Origin of the sequence: Plesiocystis pacifica SIR-1 (assembly GCF_000170895.1) — a bacterium.
GTDB lineage: Bacteria > Myxococcota_A > Polyangia > Nannocystales > Nannocystaceae > Plesiocystis > Plesiocystis pacifica.
This window is the reverse complement of record NZ_ABCS01000050.1, coordinates 1-23,459: the sequence shown is the minus strand read 5'-3', so window position 1 is coordinate 23,459 and position 23,459 is coordinate 1. Positions and strand designations below refer to the sequence as shown.

The 23,459-nt window shown below is 70.1% G+C and carries 19 protein-coding genes; 8 read left to right on the top strand and 11 right to left on the bottom strand.

Annotated elements, in window-relative coordinates; genetic code table 11:
* Nucleotides 1-6 precede the first annotated feature (6 nt).
* Entirely contained in the window at nucleotides 7-1,614 is a 1,608-nt protein-coding gene (locus PPSIR1_RS23375) for a polysaccharide-degrading enzyme (RefSeq protein ID WP_157595884.1), read from the top strand.
* On the opposite strand, the gene PPSIR1_RS23370 is transcribed toward PPSIR1_RS23375, so the two are convergent.
* Nucleotides 1,611-3,488 carry a multiheme c-type cytochrome gene (locus PPSIR1_RS23370; RefSeq protein ID WP_006973632.1) on the bottom strand — a complete coding sequence of 626 codons (1,878 nt, stop codon included), beginning with the start codon at nucleotides 3,486-3,488 and terminating at the stop codon, nucleotides 1,611-1,613. The two genes, PPSIR1_RS23375 and PPSIR1_RS23370, sit on opposite strands and share 4 nt — an antisense overlap.
* A 197-nt stretch (nucleotides 3,489-3,685) precedes the next feature.
* Between PPSIR1_RS23370 and PPSIR1_RS49530 the strand changes: the two genes are divergently transcribed.
* Nucleotides 3,686-4,486: an outer membrane protein assembly factor BamD gene (locus PPSIR1_RS49530; RefSeq protein WP_006973631.1), complete on the top strand. Its 801-nt coding sequence runs from the start codon at nucleotides 3,686-3,688 to the stop codon at nucleotides 4,484-4,486.
* A gap of 155 nt (nucleotides 4,487-4,641) precedes the next feature.
* On the opposite strand, the gene PPSIR1_RS23360 is transcribed toward PPSIR1_RS49530, so the two are convergent.
* The 7 genes from PPSIR1_RS23360 to PPSIR1_RS23330 all read right to left on the bottom strand — a co-directional run bounded on the left by PPSIR1_RS23360 (nucleotide 4,642) and on the right by PPSIR1_RS23330 (nucleotide 11,079).
* A complete protein-coding gene (locus PPSIR1_RS23360; RefSeq protein WP_157595883.1) occupies nucleotides 4,642-5,913 on the bottom strand; it encodes a type III PLP-dependent enzyme domain-containing protein in 1,272 nt (423 codons plus the stop codon).
* Nucleotides 5,914-5,946: 33 nt separating this feature from the next.
* A complete protein-coding gene (locus tag PPSIR1_RS23355; protein WP_006973629.1) occupies nucleotides 5,947-6,831 on the bottom strand; it encodes a GNAT family N-acetyltransferase in 885 nt (294 codons plus the stop codon).
* 98 nt (nucleotides 6,832-6,929) lie between these two features.
* The gene (locus tag PPSIR1_RS50815; RefSeq protein WP_157595882.1) at nucleotides 6,930-7,676 is read right to left on the bottom strand and encodes a hypothetical protein; all 747 of its coding nucleotides are present in this window, start codon (nucleotides 7,674-7,676) and stop codon (nucleotides 6,930-6,932) included.
* 45 nt (nucleotides 7,677-7,721) lie between these two features.
* A complete protein-coding gene (locus PPSIR1_RS23345; RefSeq protein WP_006973627.1) occupies nucleotides 7,722-8,528 on the bottom strand; it encodes an SIMPL domain-containing protein in 807 nt (268 codons plus the stop codon).
* A 124-nt stretch (nucleotides 8,529-8,652) separates the two neighbouring features.
* Nucleotides 8,653-9,558: an ion transporter gene (locus PPSIR1_RS23340; RefSeq protein ID WP_006973626.1), complete on the bottom strand. Its 906-nt coding sequence runs from the start codon at nucleotides 9,556-9,558 to the stop codon at nucleotides 8,653-8,655.
* 162 nt (nucleotides 9,559-9,720) lie between these two features.
* Nucleotides 9,721-10,173, bottom strand: a complete 453-nt coding sequence (locus PPSIR1_RS23335) for a universal stress protein (RefSeq protein WP_006973625.1) — start codon at nucleotides 10,171-10,173, stop codon at nucleotides 9,721-9,723.
* A 3-nt stretch (nucleotides 10,174-10,176) separates the two neighbouring features.
* Nucleotides 10,177-11,079 carry a universal stress protein gene (locus PPSIR1_RS23330; protein WP_198154594.1) on the bottom strand — a complete coding sequence of 301 codons (903 nt, stop codon included), beginning with the start codon at nucleotides 11,077-11,079 and terminating at the stop codon, nucleotides 10,177-10,179.
* Nucleotides 11,080-11,222: 143 nt separating this feature from the next.
* Here PPSIR1_RS23330 and PPSIR1_RS23325 point away from each other — a divergent pair, with 143 nt between their 5' ends.
* The 3 genes from PPSIR1_RS23325 to PPSIR1_RS23315 all read left to right on the top strand — a co-directional run bounded on the left by PPSIR1_RS23325 (nucleotide 11,223) and on the right by PPSIR1_RS23315 (nucleotide 14,561).
* The gene (locus PPSIR1_RS23325) at nucleotides 11,223-12,656 is read left to right on the top strand and encodes a sigma-54-dependent transcriptional regulator (protein ID WP_006973623.1); all 1,434 of its coding nucleotides are present in this window, start codon (nucleotides 11,223-11,225) and stop codon (nucleotides 12,654-12,656) included.
* A gap of 166 nt (nucleotides 12,657-12,822) precedes the next feature.
* Complete coding sequence (locus tag PPSIR1_RS46475; RefSeq protein WP_157595881.1) at nucleotides 12,823-13,539, top strand: hypothetical protein; 717 nt, start codon at nucleotides 12,823-12,825, stop codon at nucleotides 13,537-13,539.
* Nucleotides 13,540-13,715: 176 nt separating this feature from the next.
* Nucleotides 13,716-14,561 carry a trypsin-like serine peptidase gene (locus PPSIR1_RS23315; RefSeq protein ID WP_157595880.1) on the top strand — a complete coding sequence of 282 codons (846 nt, stop codon included), beginning with the start codon at nucleotides 13,716-13,718 and terminating at the stop codon, nucleotides 14,559-14,561.
* Nucleotides 14,562-14,618: 57 nt separating this feature from the next.
* On the opposite strand, the gene PPSIR1_RS23310 is transcribed toward PPSIR1_RS23315, so the two are convergent.
* Entirely contained in the window at nucleotides 14,619-15,290 is a 672-nt protein-coding gene (locus PPSIR1_RS23310) for an OmpA family protein (RefSeq protein WP_053335415.1), read from the bottom strand.
* A gap of 72 nt (nucleotides 15,291-15,362) precedes the next feature.
* On the opposite strand from PPSIR1_RS23310, the gene PPSIR1_RS23305 reads away from it, so the two are divergent.
* Complete coding sequence (locus PPSIR1_RS23305; RefSeq protein WP_157595879.1) at nucleotides 15,363-16,466, top strand: HNH endonuclease; 1,104 nt, start codon at nucleotides 15,363-15,365, stop codon at nucleotides 16,464-16,466.
* Between the two features lie 4 nt (nucleotides 16,467-16,470).
* Here the strand turns inward: PPSIR1_RS23305 and PPSIR1_RS23300 are convergent, their stop codons facing one another.
* Both PPSIR1_RS23300 and PPSIR1_RS50290 read right to left on the bottom strand, forming a co-directional pair.
* Complete coding sequence (locus tag PPSIR1_RS23300) at nucleotides 16,471-20,214, bottom strand: AAA-like domain-containing protein (RefSeq protein WP_006973618.1); 3,744 nt, start codon at nucleotides 20,212-20,214, stop codon at nucleotides 16,471-16,473.
* A 55-nt stretch (nucleotides 20,215-20,269) separates the two neighbouring features.
* Entirely contained in the window at nucleotides 20,270-21,661 is a 1,392-nt protein-coding gene (locus PPSIR1_RS50290; protein ID WP_275935397.1) for a myxococcus cysteine-rich repeat containing protein, read from the bottom strand.
* A gap of 189 nt (nucleotides 21,662-21,850) precedes the next feature.
* Here PPSIR1_RS50290 and PPSIR1_RS23290 point away from each other — a divergent pair, with 189 nt between their 5' ends.
* Entirely contained in the window at nucleotides 21,851-22,816 is a 966-nt protein-coding gene (locus PPSIR1_RS23290) for a hypothetical protein (RefSeq protein ID WP_006973616.1), read from the top strand.
* Between the two features lie 97 nt (nucleotides 22,817-22,913).
* The coding region (locus PPSIR1_RS23285; protein ID WP_006973615.1) for an IS5 family transposase at nucleotides 22,914-23,459 on the top strand (546 nt) is incomplete at its 3' end.

The window sequence follows — 23,459 nt, the reverse complement described above, 5'->3', positions numbered from 1 at the left end:
CGCGCCATGACTTGGACTTCGCGTGGCTTGGTCTCGCTCGCGTGCTCGGTGCTGGTGCTCTCCGCTTGCGGAGACGACGGCTCGGGCTCCGACGAGATCGGAGAGAGTGACACCCAGGGAGAGGCGGGCACGGGCACGGACTCGGAGTCGGGGACCGACACGGGGACGGACAGCGAGACGGGGACGGACAGCGAGAGTGACACCGAGAGCGAGACGGACACCGAGTCCGAGACCGACACCGGCACCGGCGGGGACCCGCCCGAGGGGGACCCCTGCGCGCCCACGGAGTGGGACGAGGCCGACTTCGTCGACGTCTACGACGTCGGCCCGGGCCAGCCCTACGAGGATCCTTCGGCGGTCCCCTGGGAGAGCGTGGGCCCGGGGACGCTGGTGCGCATCCACTGGCGGGATGAGCCCTACCGCGACAAGTGGGTGATCAACAGCGTGGGCACGGAGGACGCGCCCATCGTCGTCACGGGCGTGCCCGAGGGCGGGCAGCTCCCGGTGATCTCGGGCGACGGGGCCAAGACGCGGGCCGAGCTCGACTACTGGAACGAGCAGCGAGGGCTGATCAAGATCGGAGGCGCGAGCGCGCCGAGTGGCGACGCCGCGGCCTGGATCCATATCGAGAACCTCGACCTGCGCGAGGCTCACGAGGACCACGGCTTCACCGACGCCAACGGCAGCCCGCAGACCTACGCCGGCAACGCGGCGGCGCTCTACGTCGAGTGGGGCTCGGAGCTGACCTTCCGCGGCAACGAGGTCAGCTGGTCGGGCAACGGCATCTTCACGGGCTCGCAGTCCGCCGACGTGCACGTCGAGTGCAACTACGTCCACGACAACGGGACCTCGGGCAGCATCTACGAGCACAACAGCTACACCGAGAGCGCGCGCATCACCTTCGAGTTCAACCACTACGGGCCGCCGTGCCCGAGCTGCCCGGGCAACAACCTCAAGGACCGCTCGGCGGGGACCGTCGTCCGCTACAACTGGATCGAGGCCGGCAACCGCCAGCTCGACCTGGTCGAGAGCGACCACCAAGAGCTCGTCGACATGCCCGAGTACGCGACCACGCAGGTCTACGGCAACGTGCTCGTCGAGCCAGACGGCGCCGGGAACAGCCAGATCATCCACTACGGCGGGGACCTGGGCGACGAGAGCTACTACCGCAAGGGCACGCTCTACCTGCACCACAACACCATCGTCTCGACCCGCCAGGGCAACACCACCTGGATGCGCCTGTCGTCCAACGGCGAGTCTTGCGAGGCCCGCAACAACGTCGTCTACACCACCGCGGGTCCCGGGGCGCTGGCGATCAGCGACGGCAGCGGGGCCGTCGAGATGGCCTCGAACTACCTGATGGAGGGCTGGGTCCCCACCCACGGTCAGCTCGAGGGCAGCGTCGACGACATGGGCAACACCCTGGGCAGCGACCCGGGCTTCGAGGACGTGGACGGGCAGCTGTTCACGCCGGACGAGGGGAGCCCGCTCGTCGACGGGGGCGAGGCGCTGCCCGGCGGGGCAGTGGCGCCGACGTGGGAGTACGTCCCCCACCAGGCCGGCACGCCCCGGGAGGACGAGGGCGCCCCGGACGTCGGAGCGTTCTCGGGCTAGCCGCGGGAGCGTCGCGGGGCCACGAGGCCGAGCAGGCCCAGGAGGCCGAGCAGCGACAAGAGCGGGGCGCCTTCGCCGGGGCCCTGGCCCTGGTCCTCGCTCGAGCACGCGCAGCCGCTTTGGTCGGTGGCCCCGTCGTCCTGGAAGGAGGAGTCGCTCTCGGCCTCGTCGCCGATCTCGTCGCTCCCGCTGGTGTCGCCGGACGACTCGCTCTCGCCGGTGTCGGTGGTCTCGCCCGTGCCCGCGAGGCCGGTGAGCGGCACGCTGGCCTGGGCCTCGGCGATGGTCAGCACCCGCGGCCCGCCGCCGGGCAAGGCGTCGAAGGCCGCCTCCAGCTCGATCCCGGCGTCGTTGATGCGGTTGTCCTCGTAGAGGGTCTCGAGGTAGCTGGGCGTGTTGATGAGGTAGCGCAGGCGGACCTGCACGCTGAGCTCGTCGTCGTCGCCGCTGGCCGGGGTCTGGTCGTCGACGCTCGCGGCGTCGAAGCTGTAGTCGACGCTGTCGGTGTGCGGCCAGGTGTCGTCGGCGTCGAGGGTGTAGCGATCGCCGACGGGGTCGGTCTCGAAGTCGGCCTTCAGGCCCTTGGGCGGCAAGCGGGTGTCGAGGGCCCAGTGGTCGTTGAGCAGCAGGTGGTTGCGGGTCCCGTCGCTCCAGCGCTGGGCGATGCCCTCGTAGCGGCGGACCTGCGCGTCGTCCTCGAGGGTCCGGGTCGCCTCGTCCCAGCGCCCCGAGGTCCACACCTCGACCCCGCCGTAGCTGGCGATGACCTCGATCCACATCAGCCGGCCCTCGCTGTAGCCCGTGGGCAGCTTGTGGCCGCTCTCGTTGGTCACGGTCACGGGCAGCGAGGGCAGGCCGGCCTCGAGGTCGACGCTGTCGGGGAACTCGACGGTCAAGCTCGCGGCCTCGCGCAGGAACGCCTCGGTCCACGCGATCGACTGGTCGATGCGCGCGTCGTCGACCTCTCCGGTGCCGCGGCTGCCGTAGAGGTTCTTCATCACCTCGAGCACCGGCGCGTTGGAGCCGACGAGCACGTGTCGACGGCCGCCGCTTTGGTGGGGCGCCCCCGCGTACATGTTGCAGCCGAGGATCGAGCCCTCGATGACCGGCATGTGGCAGTCCTGGCAGCTGGCGAAGTCCGAGCCGGGCTCGGCGAAGTCGCTGTTGAGCCACTCGCTGTAGGTCCGCTGCTCGTTGAACTCCACGCCCAGCCCGACGCCCTGGTCGTCGACGCGCTCGCGCGGCGTGGTGACGTCGTGGCAGGTCCCACACATCCGCGAGCTGGGCATGAAGGCGGTGTCTTGCTGCCAGGGGTGCTGGGGCGAGGGGCCGAGGGGGTCGTAGTCCCAGGGCCCAAAGCGGGGGACGGGATCGCCCATGGCCGCGTCGGCGAGGGCGTAGCGCGCGTTGCCAGCCGGCGTCTCGCCGTCGTCCAGCATGCGGTGGCAGGCGTCGCAGCTGACCCCTTCGCGCTGCTCGAGGGTGAGCTCGTCGATGCTCGCGACCAGGCCCTGGCCGTCGAGGAAGGCCCGCGGGGCGTGGCAGCGCACGCACTCCTCGGTCTCCTCGGGGTGGTCGCCCTTGGCCACGGCCAACCCCGCCCAGAACACGGGGTCGCGGCCGCTGCTCGCCATGGTCGATCCGCTCCAGGCCCAGGGGTCGACGGGGCCGCCGTCTGCTCGGAGATCGTCCGGGGTGAAGAAGTCGTGACAGCTCTGGCAGTTCTGATCGGTCTCGAGGGGCTGCTGAAGCTCACCGGGCTCGGTGGGGGCCGCGTGGGCGACCGCACCGGTCACCCCATCACCGACGCTGAGCATCGGCGCAGCGAGGCCGAAGACGAGGAGGGAGGCGGGCAGCCAGGCTCGACGGTGCACCGGTGGATGCTACCCGCGGCCAGATCGCGCTGCATCCGCGGTCCATGGATCAACCCGTGACGGCGCCGACATCGAGGGTCTTCGAGCGCGACGGTCGATGGGTCACCACGCGAAGCCGTGATATGGTCCGCCCGGTCATGCGGCGTCACACGAGCATGGGTTCTCGACTCCTCTCCAGTCTTCTGGCTCTCGCCCTCGTGGCGTCGCCGCTTCGCGTCGCCTTCGCGGGCCCCGTCGAAGATCTCTACACGCAGGGTCAAGAAAAGTTTGACGCCGGTGACTTCGGCGAGGCGGCCAAGCTGTGGGCGGACGCCGTCCATGCCATCGACGAGGGGCCGGACTCGGCCACGCGCCAGACGATCATGAACCTGGCCCTCGACGCCTACCTGCGCGCCTACAACGGCGACAAGGATCGCGTGCACATCGACGCGGCCGCGGCCCTGCTCCAGGAGTACGAGACCCTGCTCGAGGGCAGCGGCGTCGAGCTCAGCGAGGAGATCCGGGCCGAGAAGACCAAGATCGAGGAGATCCTCGCCAAGATCACCGAAGAGGAAGAGGCCGCGGCCAAGGCCGCCGAGGAAGAGGCCGCGCGCAAGGCCGCCGAAGAGGAGGCCGCGCGCAAGGCCGCCGAGGAGGCCAACGCCAAGCCGGAGAAGCCGGGCAACGGCCTGCTCATCGGCGGTGCGGTGCTCGCGGGCCTCGGCGCGGGCGGCATCGGCCTGGCCGTTGGCGGCGCCGTCGGTGGCATCGCCGCGACCGTCGACTACGAGAACGCCGAGCCCGGCTCCACGGAAGAGGCCGACGCCGAAAAGCGCGGCAACACCATGAACGCCCTGGCGATCACCGGTGGCATCATCGCGCCGCTCTTCCTCGGAGCTGGCATCGCGCTGATCGTCATCGGCATCAAGAAGAACAAAGCGGCGGCCAACAACAAGACCGCGCTCGTGCCGGTGGTGAGCCCCAACTACGCCGGCATGAGCTTTACGACCCGCTTCTAGTTTGCCCCCACAGGCGCTCCCATGCTGGGGGCGGTTGGTGGGCAACGGGATTCGTGCCTGGGAGAGGGCATGTGGTCGCCCCCTGAGGGGGCGATTTGCGTGTGGGCGTCCTCTCGACGGTCGTTCGACCTCGACCGCATCGAGCTGCGGTCGCGTTAGCTCGACCCCGTCCAGAACGCGACGACGTCCTCGGGGCGCTCGCCGGGGTGGAGCATCTCGATGTGCGGCTCTTTCTCAAAGCGGCGGTAGCCGTAGGTCGGCGGGAGGCCGCGGCTGCAGTGGCGGGACCACATGCCGAGGGTGTAGGCGCCGCAGTCCCGGACGAGCAGCCAGTCCCCGCGGGCGGCGGGCGGCAGGCTCCGGCCGCGGGACAGCATGTCGCCGCTGAAGCACAGCGGGCCAGCGATCTGGGACTCGCGCGCGCCCTCGCCGTGGGCCCTGGGTCGGCCCTCGGGGTCGAGGACGATGAACTCGTGGTCCCAATCCTGCGGCCGGTAGACCCGGCGCATCAGGAAGTCTGCGCCGAGGTGGATGATGAGCGTGGGCTTGCCGTCGACGTCCTTGACCGCCTCGACCGTCGACACGGCCCAGCCGCAGCCCGCGTGGATCGAGCGGCCGACCTCGGTGACCAGGCGCCGCTGCCCCCAGCCGGGGATGTCCGCGAGGGCCCGGCCCCAGTCGGCGTAGGAGGGCGGCTCCGGGTCGGCGTCGGTGTAGCGAACGGGCACGCCCCCGCCGACGTCGAGCCAGTCGAGGGCGAGGGCCTCGGCGACCTCGGCGGTGGCCCGGGCCGCCGCTTGCAGCAGGGGCAGGCCGACGCCCTGGGAGCCGGTGTGCACGTGCAGGCCGGTGATGAAGGGGAAGCGGCGCACGAGCGCGGGGGCGTCCGTCAGGGGCACCCCGAACTTGCTGGCCTTGCTGATGGTGCTGGTGAACTCGATGGCCCCGGAGCCCAGCTGGGGGTTCACGCGCAGGCCGACGCGCGCGCGCGTGGGGGGGCGCTCGGCGAGCAGGGCCTCGATGCGGCGCAGCTCGTCGGGGTGGTCGACGTTGAGCCACAGCCCGAGCTCGAGGCTCGCCGCCAGCTCGGCGTCGGTCTTGGCCGGCGAGTCGAACACGACGCGCTCGCTCGGGCAGCCCGCGGCCAGGGCCAGCTGGACCTCCTCCCAGCTCGCCGCCTCGAGCCCCGCGCCCGCGTCGACGAGGACCTCGAGCAGGGCGACCACGGGGTTGGCCTTGATCGCGACTGCGTGGAGGGTGTCGGGGGGGAAGGCCGCGCACAGATCGGCGTAGCGGGCCTCGAGGCGGTCGAGGTCGTGGAAGATGGCCGCCTTGGGCAGGCCGCCCAGCTGCGCGCGGGCGGCCGCGAGCACGGGGGAGACGTCGCCGACGGGCGCGCGAGGGTCGACGGGGGCCTGGGCGGTCATCAGGGCTTCATCCTCGCCCACCCACGGCGAGGGTCAAGGGCCCGGCGGGGGCTGGGGCTCGGCGAATACGCAGACGCGGTAGCGCCCGACCTCCCGGAAGCCGAGGGCCGTATAGGCCGCGCGCGCGGGCAGGTTTCGATCGCCCGTGAACAGCACGGCCTGGGTCACGCCGCGGTCCCTCCAGGTCTGCAGGTGCGAGGCGAGGACCGCCCGCGCGTAGCCCCGCCCGCGCAGCTCGGGGGGCGTCCACACCTCGCCGATCTGTACGCAGTCGGGCAGGCGCGCGTTGAAGCGGGTCATCGACACGAGCCGGCCCTCGCGCTCGAGCAGCCACACCTCGTCGGGCTGGTAGCTGCGCAGCCGGGCCTCGGAGTCGGCGCGCAGCTTCGGGCTGCGGGCCAGGCCGATGGACTCGACGGAGTAGTCGATGCTCCACTCGAGCACGGCCTCGAAGTCCGCCGCGGCCATGGGCCGGCCGTGGACGACTCCTTGGGTCAACGCGGCGGGCGGGCGCAGCTCGTCGAGGTCGAGCTCGAACAGCCCCTCGGGCTCGTCGCAGACGAAGGGGCCCGCGCTCAGGCCCAGGGCGTCGAGGCCCGCGCTGACGTCGGGCTCCGGGCCGACGAGGGCCGACAGGGGCCGGCCCGTCTCGCGCACCAGGCCCGCGCACAGCCTCGCGGCGTGGCCTGGAGCGCACACGACGATGTTGCCCATCTCGTAGTGCGCCGCCACCCCGACCAGCGCGCCCGACCTCCCCTCGAAGGCGCCGAGGTAGCAGCCGGCCTCGCGCCGGCCCGTGGCGCCCAGGGGTGCTATGCGGGAGTTCGAGGCCAGGAACATCGAATGGCTCCGATGCGCAGCCAGGAAGTCTTGGAGCGCGGAGGTGTCGGCGGGAACCAGCGTGCGAAGGTCGAGCATGGTGCTCTCCAGCGACCGCTCAAGCTAGCAGGTCGTCGCTCGAGAGCACGCGTCTATTTTAGCCGTCGTGGACGACGCCACGCCCTCCCGGCCCCAGCTCAGCCCGCGTAAAAGGTCACCGTCGAGGTCGAGGTGCTGTAGCCCGCCGACCCGCAGCCGAACGCGACGGTCTGCTGGGTCTCGTAGCGGACCTCGAAGGTCGGGCCCAGGATGGGCGAGCCGATGGGGAAGACCCCGTCGACGGTGTCGTCGCCGAATTCGATCTCGAAGCCCCCGACGTTTTGACCGTTGACCGAGACCGTGACCCCCTGCACGCCGCACTCGGTCAGGTTGACGTCGATGAGGTCGATGTGGATGTCGAGCTGATGCAGCTCGAAGATGGTGGTGTCGCGGACACCTTCGTACCAGTCGCCCCCGGTCCACGGGTTCGTGCCCGAGAAGATGAAGAAGGGATCCTGGGGCGTGGGGAAGGCGTAGGTCTCCGAGTCCGCGCTGGTGTCCGTGGAGGTCTCGGTGTCCGTGGAGGTCTCGGTGTCCGTGGAGGTCTCGGTGTCCGTGGAGGTCTCGGTGTCCGTGGAGGTCTCGGTGTCTGTGGAGGTCTCGGTGTCCGTGGAGGTCTCGGTGTCCGTGGAGGTCTCGGTGTCCGTACTGCTCTCGCTATCCGTGTCGGTCGTGGTCCCCGGCCCCGTGCTCGACTCGGACGTACTCTCGGACTCCGCCTCGTCGTCCCCGAGCTCGTCGTCCGTGCTTCCCCACCCCACACCATCGAGGGTCAGCGTCTTGTCGGCGCAGGCCGTCGACAACAGGGCGAGGACGATGTAAGGGAGACACCCGCGTCTGGACATGCACCGAGTATAGCGAGGACCCCGAGCCACGCCTTCGGGTCGGGTCTAGTCGACCTCGTAGGTGACGTGGACGATGGTGATGATGTCCTTTTCGTAGGAGCTCTTGTCGTTGTTGCCCTCCCACGAGGTCGCCGAGGAGTTCGCGGGGTTGATGTTGATGACCCCCATGTGCGTGGCGACCAGGTCACCGCGCTCGGCGTCGCCGGCCGAGGCGAGGATCTGATCGGCGCGCTGGCGGGCGTTGTCGGCAGCCTCGGCGAGCATCTCGATCTTCAGGCCCTCGAGGCCGGTGTAGTGGTAGCGCGGGGTCGAGGACTCGATGGGGATGTTGCGATCGAGCAAGGCGGTGACCTCGCGAGACACGCGCTCGACGAGCTCGACCTTTTGGCTGGTCACGGTCACGCTCTGGTAGGCGGTGTAGCCGGCCAGGCGCGAGTTGGACACGGGGGTGTCGCCGATCTGCTCGTAGTAGGTCTCGTAGTAGGCGTTGACGCTGGCCGAGCCGACCCGGATGTCCTCCTTGGGGATGCCCTGGTCCTCGAGGTAGGCGACGGTCGCCTCGACGTCGGCCTTGGTCGCCCGGTAGGCGTCGGCGCGCTTGGACGCCGAGTGGCTCACGCTGGCCTCCCACTCGATCAGGTCCGAGACGATGCGCTGGGTCGCCGAGCCCGTGACGCGGATGGTGTCGCGCGGGGTCTTGACGTCGTGCCAGGTGCTCGCGGCGATGGCCGTGCAGGCGACGGCGGCGAGGCCGAGGAGGAAGGGCCCGGCCAGGCGAGCGAGGGCTCGCGGCTGGGGAGCGGCCGACTCGCGGCGCTCGAGGCTGGGGGAGGTCTCCGCGCTCTCGTTCATCGCGGACCCCGACGCGCGCGGATCTGTACACATTCCCAGGATGGGGAAAAAACCCGAAAAAAGCCGAAGCCCCGGCCAATCGGCGCGGGGCTCCAACACTCGGGGGCGGAGTGCGCGAATCCGCTCACTCATCCTGCTGTTGATTCTTGGCCATCCTCTGCAGCGCCGCTAGGCGTTCAGACAGCGCCGCGACCTGTTCGACGAGGATGTCGACCTCGCTCACCACGGTGGGCTTTTTGTCGGCTTGCTCCATGCGAGCCATGTCCGCGGCCTCGGCCTGGGCCTCGTCCATGCCGCTCATGATGACGCCGATGAACAGGTTGAGGATGATCATCGTGCCGGTGAGCACGAAGGACACGAAGAACAGCGCGCCGAGCAGGGGCTGGGCCTTGGGCGTGACGCACTGGACGACCGAGTCGGCGCTGTAGCCGTAGCGGTCGCAGCCGTACATGTTGATGTACATGACGTCGGTCCAGTCCTCGAGGGTGACCACGCGGAACAGCGAGAGCATCGCGATCTCGAGGTTCTCGAAGTGCAGCGGGTCGTTGGTGCCGAACAAGAACACGGCCGCGACGGCGTACACGTAGAACAGCATGAACAGCAGCAAGCTGACGTAGACCATCGAGGGGATGGACTTGAGCAGCGCGCCGACCAGGATCTGCAGCTTGGGCAGGGCCTTGACCAGCTTGAGGACACGCAGCAGACGCAGCAGCCGCAGCACCGTGACCGCGTTGCCCTCGAAGGGCAGGAAGCACGCGGCGACGATGACGAAGTCGAAGACGTTCCAGGGGTCGAGGAAGTAGCGCCAGGGCTTCTTGCCCTCGGCCAGCATCTTGACCACGATCTCGGCGACGAAGATCCACAAGATGATCTGGTCTCCGATGTGGATCGGGTGCTCGAACCTCTCGACGAGAGCCGGGTAGGTCTCGATGCCGACGAGCACGCCCGCGAGCAGGATGACCACCGTGATGCTGGTCTGGAACCAGGCCGCGTCGGCGATCTTCTTGAAGAACTCTTGAACCTTGTCCATGGCTATGGGGTGCGCAGGGTATGCGTACCGGGAGCCACGATCAAACCCGCGCGACCCCGGGTATCGACGATGGCCTCGGGGTGGAGCGACGGTTTGGACGATTCACGATGGGCGCGCAGCGCAGCGCCCGAGGGGTGTTGCGTCGACGTCACCGCCCGCGGGTCACTGCGGGTTGGGGCCGCGCAGCACGAGCACGGGGCAGGGCGCGAGGCGGACGACTCGCTCGGCCGTGGAGCCGATCAGCCAGCGGTCGAAGCCCTGGCGCGCGTGCGAAGAGATGACGATGAGCTCGGTCCGCTGCTCGGCGAAGCGCACGATCTCCTCGGCGGGGTTGCTGGCCACGCGCACGTGCGGCTCGAACTCGGGGTAGCCCGCGTCCGTGAGGGCCTCGCGCAGCTGCGAGAAGCCCTGAGCGATGGCGCGCTCCTCATCGAAGGGACCCCGCAGCAGGCGCCCCGGTGCCGTGACCGGGGGCGGGGTGATCACGTGGATCACCGACACGCTGCCCTGGGCCGGATCGGGCACGAAGCTGCGGGCCACGGCGAGGGCCTTGCGCGAGGCCGCCGAGAAGTCGAAGGGGACGAGGACCGAGCGCTTGTGAAGTTGCCAGCTCATGATTCAGCTCCCCTTGGCCTGGTTTGGGTTGTGACCGTCGCCATAGTCCGGCGTGACCACGGCGGTCGGGCAGGTCGCGGCCGCGGCCAGCTCGCTGCCCACGGAGGTCACGAACATGCGCTCCATCGGCCCCATGCGTCGCGAGCCCGTGACGATCATCAGGGCGTCCTCGGTCTTGGCGAGGTGGCGCAGCTGATCGACCACGAGGCCCTCGAGCACGACCCCGCGGGACTGGGCGATGCCGTGCTCGCTGGCCCAGCGCTCGAGGGTGCGCTGGCCCTGGGCGCGGAGATCGGCGCGCAGCTGACCCATGGACTCGGGGGTCACGTAGCTGGTGCTCCAGCCGTAGGGCACGGGGACGACGAGGGCGACGAGCAGGTCGCGGTTCAGCGCGCGGGCGAGGCTCGTGGCGAAGCGGGCCGCGCCGGAGGAGTCGGCGTGGCCGTCGGTGGCGAGGACGATGGGGCCCTCGCCGATGGTGTCGCGGGTCAAGTCCGGCGGCGTCACGATGGTGGGGCAGGGCAGCCGCCGCAGGAGCCGACGGGCCACGGCGCCCAGGCGCAAGATCGCGTCCCGGCCCCGGGGCGCGAGGCGGCCGATGACCATCCCGGTCTGGCCCGCCGCGCGCTCGGCGAGCACGGCCTCGGGCCGACCACCCTCGACGATCTCGAGCTCCGCGGAGCGCCCCGCGAGGGCCTTCTCCGCCGAGGCCTTGGCCAGGGCCGCCGCCTCTTCCCGGCGGTTGACGCTCGCCAGCATGCCGAGCTGGTCCGCCTCGACGATGTGCAGCGCGTGCAGCGGCACCCCCTCGAGGGCCTCCGTCAGCCAGCAGGCGAACTCGAGCGGCCCGGCCGCGCCTTCGCGCAGATCCAGCCCGAGGAGCCACGAAGCGTCTCGTTTGGTCATGTCCATGTGCGAGGCAGTGATCGCCCATGGCGGGGGCAAATGCGAACGAATAAAATGCATGTGGCAGCACAAAATGCTTCGAGCGCAACTCTTGCTGGCTTGAGGACTTTTCAAAGCGCGTCGGTCGAGGCAAGCAAGAAGACGTGAGTGCTGACAAGACGCCCCCCCGTGCCCGAATCCTGGTCGTCGACGACGAGAGCTCCGCGCGCTCAGCGCTCACCGAGCTCCTGCGCGACGAGAATTTCGAGGTCCAGTCCGCAGGCGACGGCTTCAAGGCCCTCGGCCGCCTCGACAACTTCACCCCGGACGTCGTGATCACCGACCTCAAGATGCCCGGCATGAACGGCATCGCGCTGATGGAGAAGGTGCGCGAGCGCCTGCCCGAGGTGCCGGTCGTGGTCATGACCGCCTTCGGCACGGTCGAGAGCGCCGTCGAGGCCATCCAGCAGGGCGCCGACGACTACCTGACCAAGCCTCTTCACCTCGGCCAGCTCCTCGTCGTGGTCGAGCGCGTCCTCGGCCACCGAGCGCTCAAGGACGAGGCCAAGCGCCTGCGCGACGAGCTCGCCCGCCGCGACGAGGGCGAGAGCGAGGAGGGCTTCGACGGCATGGTGGGTCGCTCCCGGGCCTTCCGCGACATGATGAGCCTCGTCGAGCAGGTCGCGGGCTCCGACGCCTCCGTGCTCCTCGTCGGCGAGAACGGCACGGGCAAGGAGAGCGTCGGTCGGCTCATGCACGACCTGAGCAAGCGCAAGGAGGCGCCCTTCGTGGCGATCCACTGCGCCTCGATGAGCGCCGAGATGCTCGACCGCGAGCTGTTCGGCTACGAGGCCGGGGCCTTCGCCGGCGCGTCCGAGCAGCGCGACGGTCGGCTCATGCAGGCCAACGGCGGCACCCTCTTCCTCGACGAGGTCGCCGACCTGCCCGCGGCCATCCAGGCCAAGATCCTGTGCGCCCTCCAGGACGGCACCATCGAGCGCATCGGCGGCTCCGAGCCCATCGCCATCGACCTGCGCCTGATCGCCGCCAGCGAGCGCGAGCTCCACGACGAGGTCCAGGCCGGCCGCTTCCGCGAGGACCTCTTTTACCGCCTCAACGTCATCTCGATCCGCGTCCCGACCCTGCGCGAGCGTCGCGACGACATCCCCCTGCTGGCCATGCACTTCCTCAAGCACCACGGCCGCGCCAACGACAAGAGCTTCCAGGGCTTCACCGAGCGGGCCCTCGGCGTGCTGCTGAACTTCGACTGGCCCGGCAACATCACCCAGCTCGAGAACTGCATCGAGCGCGCCGTCGTGCTCGCCCGCGGCGATGAGATCGAGCCGCGGGAGCTGCCGCGGGAGCTGATGACCTCGGGGCGCTCGGGCAACGAGATGCCGCTGGTGCCCGGGGCGAGCCTGCGCGAGCTGGAGCGCTACGCGATCTTGAAGACCCTCGAGCACGTCGGCGGGTCGACCTCGAAGGCGGCGCGGATGCTGGGGATTTCGCCGCGGAAGATTCAGTATCGGTTGAACGAGTACCGCGAAGAGGACGCGAGCTCCGTGCCGCCCCGGCGCGGGACGGCGGCCCGGAACTGAGGCCCACGGGGAGGGCGCGAGGTCGTCCTGGCCTACGCCCTCGAGGCCAGGGTCGTTCGGCGCTGGCAGCTCGGCATGGAGCCAGGATGAATGGGGCGTTGCGGCGCTTGGAGTGAAGGCGCTTGGTGTCTTGACGCCTCAAACTCGAGAAAATAGTGTGGAGTCCATGAGAGTCGCTAGATACGTTGGCGCGACGCTGGCGATGGTCTCGCTGGGCTGTGAAGGGCCTGGTGCGGATGAGGCAGGTGGCGTCAGTGGCGACACCGCGACAGAGGGCTCCAAGCCGACCTGCGAGCTCGTATCGACCACGGAGCTCGCTAGCGTGGATACGGTCGCTCCCAACGGGCGGTCTGGTGCGGATATCCTCGCGGTGATCCCCGAGTCCTTCGAGACCACGCTTACTTGGGAGCTGTCGAGCAATGGCGCGGAGGTCGAAGTCCAGGGCGCCTCCGGTCAAAGCTCGGCGTTGACGTTGACCTTCGACGTACCGATGGATCCCCAGGTCTTCTTCGAGGACTGGGAGGCTACAGACCCCTCTGGGGAGGTCGTCCATGACGTCGACGTCGTCTGTGATGACTTCGTCCGGACGGTGATTGGTGTGAGCGCCGCGACCGAGGATGGGGCGCTCGCGTTCGAGCTGTCAGGGGTGGATGTGGGTTTTGGCCCGGACCATCCCGAGACCGGGGACTGGGCCAAGCCCTTCATCTATGCGACGCGAGATCTGAGCTCTCCGAACGTCAACTTTCTCGCGCCTGTGGCTCAGCCAGCAGATGCCGGCAAGACCTTGGGGTTAATCTTCGAGGCCCCTCAGATCTCGGGGTCGCTCACGGTCTACGCGACGAGCTCGGACGAAACGCACCGGCTCGTGGTGGCGCGATGGTGAGGCGGGGGGGCACCCCCTTGCTGTTCTCTTTCGCCTTGGGTTGTAGCGACCCCGGCGCTGAGCTGTGCGATGAGCCTGAGTCTGCGGGGGGCGATGAGGTTGGCGCCGCGAGATTGACTTCAGCGGGATGGGGCGAGTCGACGATCGCCGAATTCGATGGGCTGGCTCGTCGGCTCTTGGACGACGAGACCGTCTCGTCGTCGGGGCAACCCCTTGGCTTTCGGAACTGGGGGCTGGAAGACCCTCGGGTTCCCGTCAACTCCGAGAGTGACCTCCAGTCTTATCCGTTGCGTACCGTAGCCCTCGTCCGTCTCCAATACCCCAAGAAAAACTCCGTGGGTTATTGGCTCGAGCGGGGGACGGGCTTCCTCGTGGGTCCCAGACACCTTCTGACCAACCGGCACGTCGTCGGGGGAACCTGGGGGGACCTCAATGAGTGGATCGAGGACCCCCCAGAGTTCTTCAGTTTGGACGTCTTCCCTGGGCGCTCGAGCGAGGTCCTGCTCAACGGCGGCGCTTGGGCTGTCGAGCGCGTCATTTGGAATCCCTTCCCGGAGACGATGTATGACGACTACGCGCTGCTGATCTTGACGGATGACGAGGAGCGGAGCGGCCAGTTCGGTAGAATGGGTTTGTGTAGAGCGTCCAAAGGTACGCTCGATGAGCTCTCCGTGTTCACCGCGGGGTACCCCGCACCGACGGAGGCCTGCGACCAGTCACCGGAAGCAGATGAGGAGGGCTGTCCTTGTGCTGGCTGGATGTACTTTCAATCGTGCGCGGTCGAGGAGGTCGAGTCTCAACAACTCATTCACTCGTGCGCGAGTCAGCCCGGTCAATCGGGCAGCCCCTTGTGGGTCGACGAGTGCCCTGGTGGGACTCGATGCAGCGTCGGAATTCATTATGGCAAGATCGGGCTCGATGCTGGTGCCGTCCGCTGGGAGGACGACGACATCGACTGGCTGCACGCCAGGATCTGTGAGTGGCCCTCGGACCACGCGCCGATGCCTCCCTTCTGTGACTAGCGTAGGGAGGCCGCCAGCGTGGCGTGGTTGCCGCGCACTCCACTATTGGATCCTGGGCTAGGGCCGCCCGCAGCCGCCGTCGGTGCGTAGAAACTCGACGCGGCGGTTGTGGGCGCGGCCCGCTTCGGTGCGGTTGGTGTCGATCGGCGTCATCTCGCCGTAGCCGACCGAGCTCAGCTGTTGGTCGTTCACGCCGAGGGAGAGCAGGTGCTCGCGTACGCTGTCGACCCGGCGCTGGGACAGGCCCTCGTTGTACTCCGAGCGGCCCTTGCTGTCGGTGTGACCGGCGATTTGGATCGTGACCTGCGGGCTGTAGCCGAGGACGAAGGCGATGTCCTTCAGCAGCGGGAAGCTGCGCGGCTCGATGGTGGACTCGTCGTAGGCGAAGTAGACCTTCTCGAAGATGGCGATCTCGCAAGGGTCGAGGCGGCACAGGAGATCGGGGCAGCCGTCTTCGTCGGCGTCGCCGTCGACGTCCTCGGGGTCCTCGGGGCACTGGTCGAGGGTGTCGGGGATGCCGTCTTGGTCGAGGTCGCTCGGAGGGGCGGCTTCGGGGGATGCCTGGGCGAGTACGGGGGCGTCGGTTGGTTGCTCGGAGGTGGCGAGGGCGGTCGAGCCGGGCGCTTCAGCGAGGGACTGGGTTGGTTCCGTGTCCGAAGCGTGCGTACACGCGAAGCCGAGCGCGCAGCTCAGCGCGACCAGAGCGAGCGTCCTAGCCTGACGCGCCATCAAAGGACGGTAGCACACGGCGGCGAAGCCCGCGCTGTCCCGATTCGCCAAGCGATGTTAGATCATTTGGCGATGTCTTCGCGATCGTTGCCGACGGATCAGCAAGTTTGGAAGCAGGTCCAAACAGTCGCTAGAAAACGCAAAGACGCTGGCAAGCCGATTCGAACCTTGAGCACCGGCGTCGCGAACATGATCGTCGATGTCGAAGACGCGAAGATCTGGCGGCGGTCTTCCCAATCGCGCAGCCAGGGCCCGAGCGCGATCAGCAGGGGCCAGGTCCTGAAGGCTTGGAGCGCGGTGGTGGAGCAAGGCTGGGCCGAGACCAAGGGGTCGACGGTGTTCGTGTTCGCGCTGCTCGTCGAGGCCTTGCCGAAGCTGCTCGAGTCACGCGGGAACGCGGTCTTGCTGCGACCGACGGTGGACTATCGAGCGTTGGCTCGGACGAACACCGCCGCAGCTCGAAATCCGAAGTGGGCGCGGGACGAGCTGATCCTCGCCCTCGATCTCTACTTGCGATCGGAGGGCTGCGCGATGGCCAAGAGCGACCGGCGGATCCTCGAGCTGAGTCGCCAGCTCGGGGCCTTGCCGGTCCACGGGGATCGACCCGACGCAGAGCGCTTTCGCAACGCCAACGGGGTCTACATGAAGCTCATGAATTTCCGTCGCTTTGACGAGCGCTTCGCGTCTGGAGGGGCCGGGCTCAAAAAGGGCGGGAAGGCGGAGGAGCGGGTTTGGGACGACTTTGCGAGCGAGCCCTACAAGCTCCGGGCGATGGCCGAAGCGATCGTGGCCGGGCACGCGCTGGTGTCCGAGCGCGTCGACGAGGACGAAGACGAGTACGCCGAAGGGAAGGTCTTGTACCGGCTCCACCGTCGATACGAGCGGAGCGCGAAGCTCGTCCGCGACGCCAAGCGGAGGGCGTTGGCCAAGCACGGGCGCCTCGCGTGTGAGTGCTGTGACTTCGACTTCAGCGAGGTCTACGGCGCGCTGGGGGAGGGCTATATCGAGGCGCACCATCGCGTGCCGGTCTCGCAGATGAGCGGAAAGAAGAAGGCGAAGGTGGAGGACTTGGCGATGGTGTGCGCGAACTGCCATCGCATGCTCCATCGGAGCAAGCCGCTGATGTCGGTCGAAGCGCTGCGCGAGCGGGTGTTGGGGCGGCGCTCGAAGAAGTAGGCGCTCAGCCGTCTACGGGGCACACCGCCGGCAGCACCGTCCCCACCGGCAGGGCGTCGCAGGCCTCGAGCAGCCACTGACCGACATCCGTCGACCAGCGCGCAACGATCCCCCGCCCGTCGACGGCCAGCAGCTCCCCGCCTTCGCCAAAGCGCAGGCTCAGCACGGGCGACTGCACGCGGAAGCGGCCGATCGCCTCACCAGTGTCCAGCCGCCACAGCTCGACCGCGCCGCCGCGCGCCAGGGCCAGGCGCGAGCCGTCACCAGACAGCGCGACCCGTTGAATCGCCCCGTCCGCGTGGCTCGTCTGCCCGAGGCTCAGCTCATCCACGCGCTCGCGCGTCTCGAGCGACCACAGCTCGGCCTCGCCGGCGTCGTCCACCAACAGCAAGAAGCGATCATTGAGCACGAGGTGGTGCGCCTCGTGGTCCAACTCCAGCGTGGCCCACAGCGCGGCGGTCCCCGGGTCCCACACGCGCACGACCTGGCTGCGATCGGCGCTGGCGAGGTACTGGCCCGAGGGCGAGAGCGCGAGGCGATCGACGGGGGCCTGGTGACCCGCGAGCGTGGCGATGGGGGTGCGGTCGGCCCCCCACAGGGTCACGCGGCGGTCTTCGGTGGCGAGGATGATGCGCTGGCCGTCGGGGTTGACGAGCAGATCGAGGACGCGGCTGGAGCTGCCTTCGCCGGGCGCGGTGGGGAAGGGGAGGAAGTTGGGGAGTTCGGGCTCCGGCGCGGGTTCGCTGCTGGGCGTGGGCGCGCTGCCCAGCTCGGGGTTGAGCGGCAAGAGCCCGGCGCGGCCGTCTTCGAGCAAGAGAGCGAGGACGCGGGCGTCGAGGTCGGTCTCGACGCGGACGGTGCCGGGCGGCAGCGGGCGGGGGGGCAGCAGCCCGAGGCGATCGAGGCCGTCGAGCCACAGCGTGGGCACGGCGGTCGCGGTGGCTTGGTTGGCCTGCACGGCGACGCGCACGGCGACGGTCAACACGGCGCCGTCAGGCCCGAGCTGAGCAGCCTGGGGCTCGGGGCGGTCGTGGCGGGTCAGCGGCTGGATGCGCAGGCCGCCGCTGCGGTCGGCGGACACCAAGGTGCCGCGGCCGAAGCTGAGCGCGGACACGGGCGCGGCGTGGGCGGGGGCCTCGGCCAAGAGCGCGCCCTCGGTGGACCACAAGCGCACGGCGCCGGCTTGGGTGCCGGTGGCCATGAGCAGGCCGCCGGGGGAGAAGCGGGCGGCCGTGATCGCGCTCTCGTGCTCGGTCTGCTGGCTGAGCTCGCCGCTGTCGATGGACCACTCGAGCAGGCTGCGGCCGGCGTGGGGCCACACGAGCACGCGGCGGCCGTCGGGGCGCCACAGCAGCTCGCGGACGCCGGTCGGGAAGGGCGGGGCCGGGATGCTGGCGAGGGTGCGGCCAGTGGGCGGGTCCCACAGCTCGAGGGTGTTGGCGGCGAGCAGGGCGACGCTGGCTGGGGCGGTGGTCTCGCTGCCGGCGGGGGGGAGTCGGGCGGCGGCGTGGCTGAGGGGGAGCTCGTCGGGGAGGGCGCTGCCGCGGACGCGGGCGCTGGCGTTGCCGGCCTGGGGATCGACGCGGTCGACGGCCCCGTCGCGGCGCAGCAGGCTGACGCCGCCGCTGTCGTCGACGCTCAGGGAGGCGACGGGGGCGAGGCCAGTCAGCACGCCGGCGGGGGCGGGGACGGGCGCGGGGCCGAAGGTGGCGAGCTCGTCGAGGCTCCACACGGTGAGCGAGCCGGTGCGGCTGAGGGCGGCGATCCACAGGCCCGAGGGCGAGATGGCGACGGCCTCGAGCTCGCCGGCGGGGGTCTCGAAGGAGGCGAGGCGGCGGCCGGTGGCGAGCTCCCAGACGCGGACCTCGGCCCCGCCGGTGGTGGGCAAAGGGGCGCCGCCGCCGTTGTCGGTGACGGTCTTCAGCGCCACGGTCACGGCGCGGGTGGGGCTGGCCGCGAGGGCGACGATCGGCCCGCCGTGGGCGTCGACCTCGATGGTGTCGCCGGCGGCGGGGAGGTTGATGGTCAGCGCCCGGGTCACGGCGGCCGGGGCCTCGCCGAGGTCTTCGGCCCAGTGCTCGAGGGCGCGCAGGGCCAAGCTGGCGCCCTCGGTGCGCCGGCCGGGGTCGGGGGCGAGGAGCTCGGCGCGCGAGGCCTGCTCGATCGCCAGGCGCTGGGTCAGGACCTCGAGCTGCCCGCGCAGGAGCTCGTTTTGCTGGATCTGGAGGTCGAGGCGCGAGGCCTGGTCGACGGCGGCGATGGTCTCGACGAGGGACAGGTCGTCGGCCTTGGGCGGGTCGACGAGCTCGCCGCTGGAGCTGGCCCGGGCGGCCTTGGTCTCGAGCCCGGCCGCGACCACGCCCCGGGCCGTGGGCGCCTCGAGGCTGGCGCGGTACTGCCACAGCGACACGCCGAGCAGGCCGGCGAGGCCGAGGCTCAGGGCGCTGCCGGCGAACAGCAGCCGGCGCAGGCGGTGGGCCCGGGCGCGCTCGCTGGCGAGGACGAAGTCGCGCTCGCCGGGGGTGACGTCGGGGCGGCCCTCGACCCAGGCGACGGCCTCGCGCAGGTCCTGGCCGCGGAGCAGGGCGGCGCTGCGTCGGCCGCCGGACTCCCAGCGCTCGAGGGCCTCGGACACGGGGCGCCCGGCGAGGGCCTTGCGCACCCAGTTGCGGTCGAAGGCCCGCTCGACGACCTTGTTGCGCACGCGCAGCTTGCCGCCCGCGCTCGCGGCGACGAGGCCGGCGATCTTGAGCCGGGCGACGATCAGCGCCCCGTCGGAGCCGAGCTGACGCCCGCGCAGGTCGATGCGCTCGCCCCGGAGCACGCGCTCGTAGACGGCGAGCACGCGGGTCCGCCAGGGGTCGCGCTGGTCTCGACGCAGGCGCCGGGCCGTGTCGCCGAGCAGCGGGTCGACCTCGGGCCCGCGCTGCAGGAAGCTCTCGCGCACGACGGCCTCGACGGCCGTGGCCTCGTCGCCCTTTTGGACCTCGCGCAGCAGCAGATCACCGGCGATCCACTGGCACAGGGCCGGGTGCCCGCTGGTCCAGTCGTTGAGCGCGTCGAGCACGGCCTTGGTGTCGGCGCCGAGGGGCTCGAAGGTGGGGGCGAAGGCGTCGAGCAGCTCGCGGCTAAAGTCCCGCAGGCCGATCTCGCGAGCGGGCAGGTCGAAGGCGCTGCGCCGCGGGTCGCTGACCAGCTCGTCCCGGGTCATGGCGCCGACCAGGCACACGCTCAGCCGCTTCCACGGGCCCGCCTCGCCGCGGGCGTCGGCCATGGCCCGGAGCGCGGCGAAGAAGTCGTCGCGGGCGGGGCCGAGGGCGCGGACGAGCTCGAGCTCGTCGATGAACAGGACCACGGGGCCGTCGACCTTCTCCAGGATGACCTCGCGGATGCACGCGCGCAGGCGCATCTGCGGCGGGCCCTTGGACGCGCGCCAGGCCTGCTTGGCCTGCTCGGCCAGGCCCAGGCTGCGCCCGGCCTCGATCACCACGGAGGCGCAAAAGGCGTCGGCACGGTTCTCGGCTCCGATCGCCCCGAGGTCGACGGCGGCCACGGACACCCCGGCGTCGGCGAGCAGCTCGCTGGTGCGGATGCGCAGGCTGGTCTTGCCCGAGCCCCGCGGCGCGAGCACGAGGGCGTACTCCCCCGCGCGCAGGGCCTCGACCAGGGTCTGATCCGCTTCGCGCTCGACGTAGGGGCCGGGGCCGTAGAAATGCCGGCCGCGCTTGGGCGTGTGCTCCTTGGCCATTGGGGGGCGGGGCCCGAGCATAGCAGGCCCGGGGGGGCTCGGTCGGGGCGCCTCCCTACTCGAGGAAGTAGCCCGTCCAGCGCCAGGTGTTCGGCCCCTGGCCGGCGGACAGCACCCCGCTGAGCCCCGCGGCCCCGCTGGCCCCCGAGCCCGCGCCGGTGATCGCCAGGGAGGGCGGGATGATCAGCCCGTCGTCGACGCGGTGGCGACCGCGGCACACGTAGTCGCCAGCGGCATCGAGGCGCGCGACCCAGGCCTCGCCGTAGTAGAGCATCTCGAAGTCGTCGCCGCCGAGCATGTCGCCCATCACGATGACGTCGCCGTTGCTGGCCTGGCCGAGGGAGCGCGCGCCCCAGTCGGAGCCGATCACCTCGCCCTCGTGGTCGGCCCAGTAGGCCTCGTCGCGGGTCCACACCTCGTTGCCCTCGGCGTCGAGGCGGACGAGCCAGCTGCGGTAGACCGCGCCGCTGTCGCTCTCGATGGCGTAGTAGACGGCGTCCTCGGTGGCCAGCAGCGCGACGGGGTTGTGCTGGTGGTTGCCTCCGCCCAGGGGCACGAATTCCTCGAGCAGGTTGCCCTCGCCGTCAAAGCGCAGCAGCGCGGCGTCTTGGCTGTTGAAGTCGACGAACTCCCGGGCGCCGACCCAGACGTCGCCGTTGGGCGCGACGGCCATGGGCCCGCTCAGATCCGGGGAGTTGTTGCCGTCGCCCTCGCCGGACCAGGTCGTGGTCCACAGCTCCTCGCCCGCGCCGACCTCGCGCATGCTCAGCCACACGTCGCTGCCGTTGTCGGTCCCGATCTCGCCGACGAGCAGGACCTCGCCGCCCTCGCTGATGGCGACGTCGGTGATCCGCTCGTCGCTCCCGGGGATGGGCCCGTCCATGACGTGGGACCAGTTCTCGGAGCCGTCGGTGGGCGAGAGGGAGGCCCACCACATCGCCTGCTCGTCGGCCTGGACGCGGCCGCCCACGAGCAGCTGCCCCCCTGGGCCGATGGTGAGCGCCAGGCCGGCGTCGTTGCCGGGCCTGGCTTCGACGATGGTCTCCCAGATGGGCCCGTCCTGGTCGTAGTGGGCGGCCCAGATGTCGAAGTCCTCGGGGCCCTCGTCGCGGCCGATGAGGTAGAGGCTGCCGTCGTCGGCGACGGCGACATCGAGGGCGTGGACCAGGCTCGTGTCGGTGGCCTCCTGGACCGACCAGCGCAAGCCGCAGGAGCTCACCGTGCAGGTCGGGGAGCAGCCGTCGCCCTCGGCGGTGTTGCCATCGTCACACTCCTCGCCGGGGTCGACCTCGCCGTCACCGCAAAAGGGCTCTGGCTCGCCTTCGCTCTCGGCCTCGTCTTCGGTCGTGGTCTCGGGTTCCCCGACCTCGTCGTCGGCGACGGTCTCGCCTGCCTCGGCGTCGTCGCCCGCGTCACCGGGGCAGCCCGCGACCGTCACCAGAGCCACGAGAGCGAGCGAAAGGCGCGGAGGCAGACTCGACGGTCGCGACATGTCGGGAGTTTCCCCACCGAGTGTTCTCGCGTCAATCGCAGCGCCGCGACCTGGAGCGAGCTGGCGCGCGCGAGTGAGCCCTCCCTCCGGCCTGCGTGGGCTCGCTGGCATGACGCGGGGGCACAGCGGTGATAGCTTCGCGGGGTGCGCAGGACCCTCACCGTGGCGAGCTTCGCCCTGACCGCGACCCTCCTCAGCCCTTCGGCCAGCGCCGCGCCCTCGGAGAGCGACGCCGCGGCCGAGCCCGCCGCGGACGCGCCGGCGGAAGATCCGGCGGAAGATCCGGCCCTGGTGGAAGCCAAGGATCTCTACAAGCAGGGCGAGATCAAGTTCCGCACCGCCGAGTACATCGACGCCCTCGCGCTGTGGAAGCGCGCGTTCGGGATCCTGCCCGAGGGCGAGGACACGCGCACGATCCGCAACGCGCTCGTCTACAACATCGCCGAGGCCCACAGCAAAGCCTACGAGGTCAACCGCAACCCGACCCACCTGCGCAAGGCCAAGCTGCTGCTCGAGAACTACCAGGCCGAGCACGAGGCCCTCTACGGCGACAGCCCCGAGGCGAAGAAGGAGCGGGCCGAGGCGGGCGAGCGCATCGAGGAGCTCGACGAGAAGATCAAGGCCTCGGAGGCGGCCGGTGAGCAGGCCTCGTCGATCCCCGAGAGCGAGGCCAGCGCGGGGACCACGGAGGACTCCGTTGTCCAGGCCGAGCAAGAGGAGGCGGGCAAGCCCTCGTGGGACGAGGAGGTCAAGGCCGACCCGGTGCTCGGTCCCAAGTGGGCCACGGCCAACAAGCGCTTGGTCGGCGGCGCCGTGATGACCGGCATCGGCGGCATCTTTGGGCTCGTCGCCCTGGGCAGCTTCGGCCTCGTGCCCGGGAGTTCGGGCCTGCTCGGCGGGCCGCCCGTGGGCCTGATCGTCACGGGCGCCGTGACCGGAGTGATCGCCGTGGGCCTGCTCGTGCCCGGGGGGATCTTCCTCGCCCGGGGCATCCGCGGGCGCAAGGAGGTCCTCGCCGCGAAGCCGCGCAACTCGGCCTACCTCGTGCCGGTGCCCGTCTACGTCCCCGACACCCGGGGCGCGGGCTTTGGCGTCGCGGTGCGCTTCTAGCAGGACATCGGAAAAAGACCTCGACATCAACGACCGCGCATGATCTATCGAAGTCATGCGTGGCCGTCAGCCGAAGCAAGCCTCGATGCTGTGTTTGATGAACATCGAGGAGCAGATCCCCGAGGATCACCCGCTGCGCGAGATCAAGGAGGTCGCGGACGCCGCTCTCAAGCGGATGGATCGGACCTTCGACCGCATGTACTCGAAGCGTGGTCGGCGTTCGGTGCCGCCCGAGCGCCTGCTCAAGTCGATGCTCCTGATGGCGCTGTATTCGATCCCCAGCGAAGTCCGGCTGTGCGAGCAGCTGCGCTACAACATGCTGTTTCGCTGGTTTCTGGGCATGGACATGGTCGAGACGCCCTTCGATCACTGCGCGTTCTCGGACAACCGAGACCGACTGCTCGAGTACCAGGCCACGCGCAAGTTCTTCGAGCACGTGGTCGCCGAGGCGCAGGCGCGCCGTCTGATGAGCAAGGACCACTTCTCGGTCGATGGAACGCTGCTCGACGCGTGGGCCTCGATGAAGAGCTTCCGGCCCAAGGACGAAGACGACAGCGACAACGACAACAACGGCTTCGCGGACTTCAAGGGAAGCAAGCGCAGCAACAAGACCCACGAGTCCAAGACAGACCCCGAGGCCAAG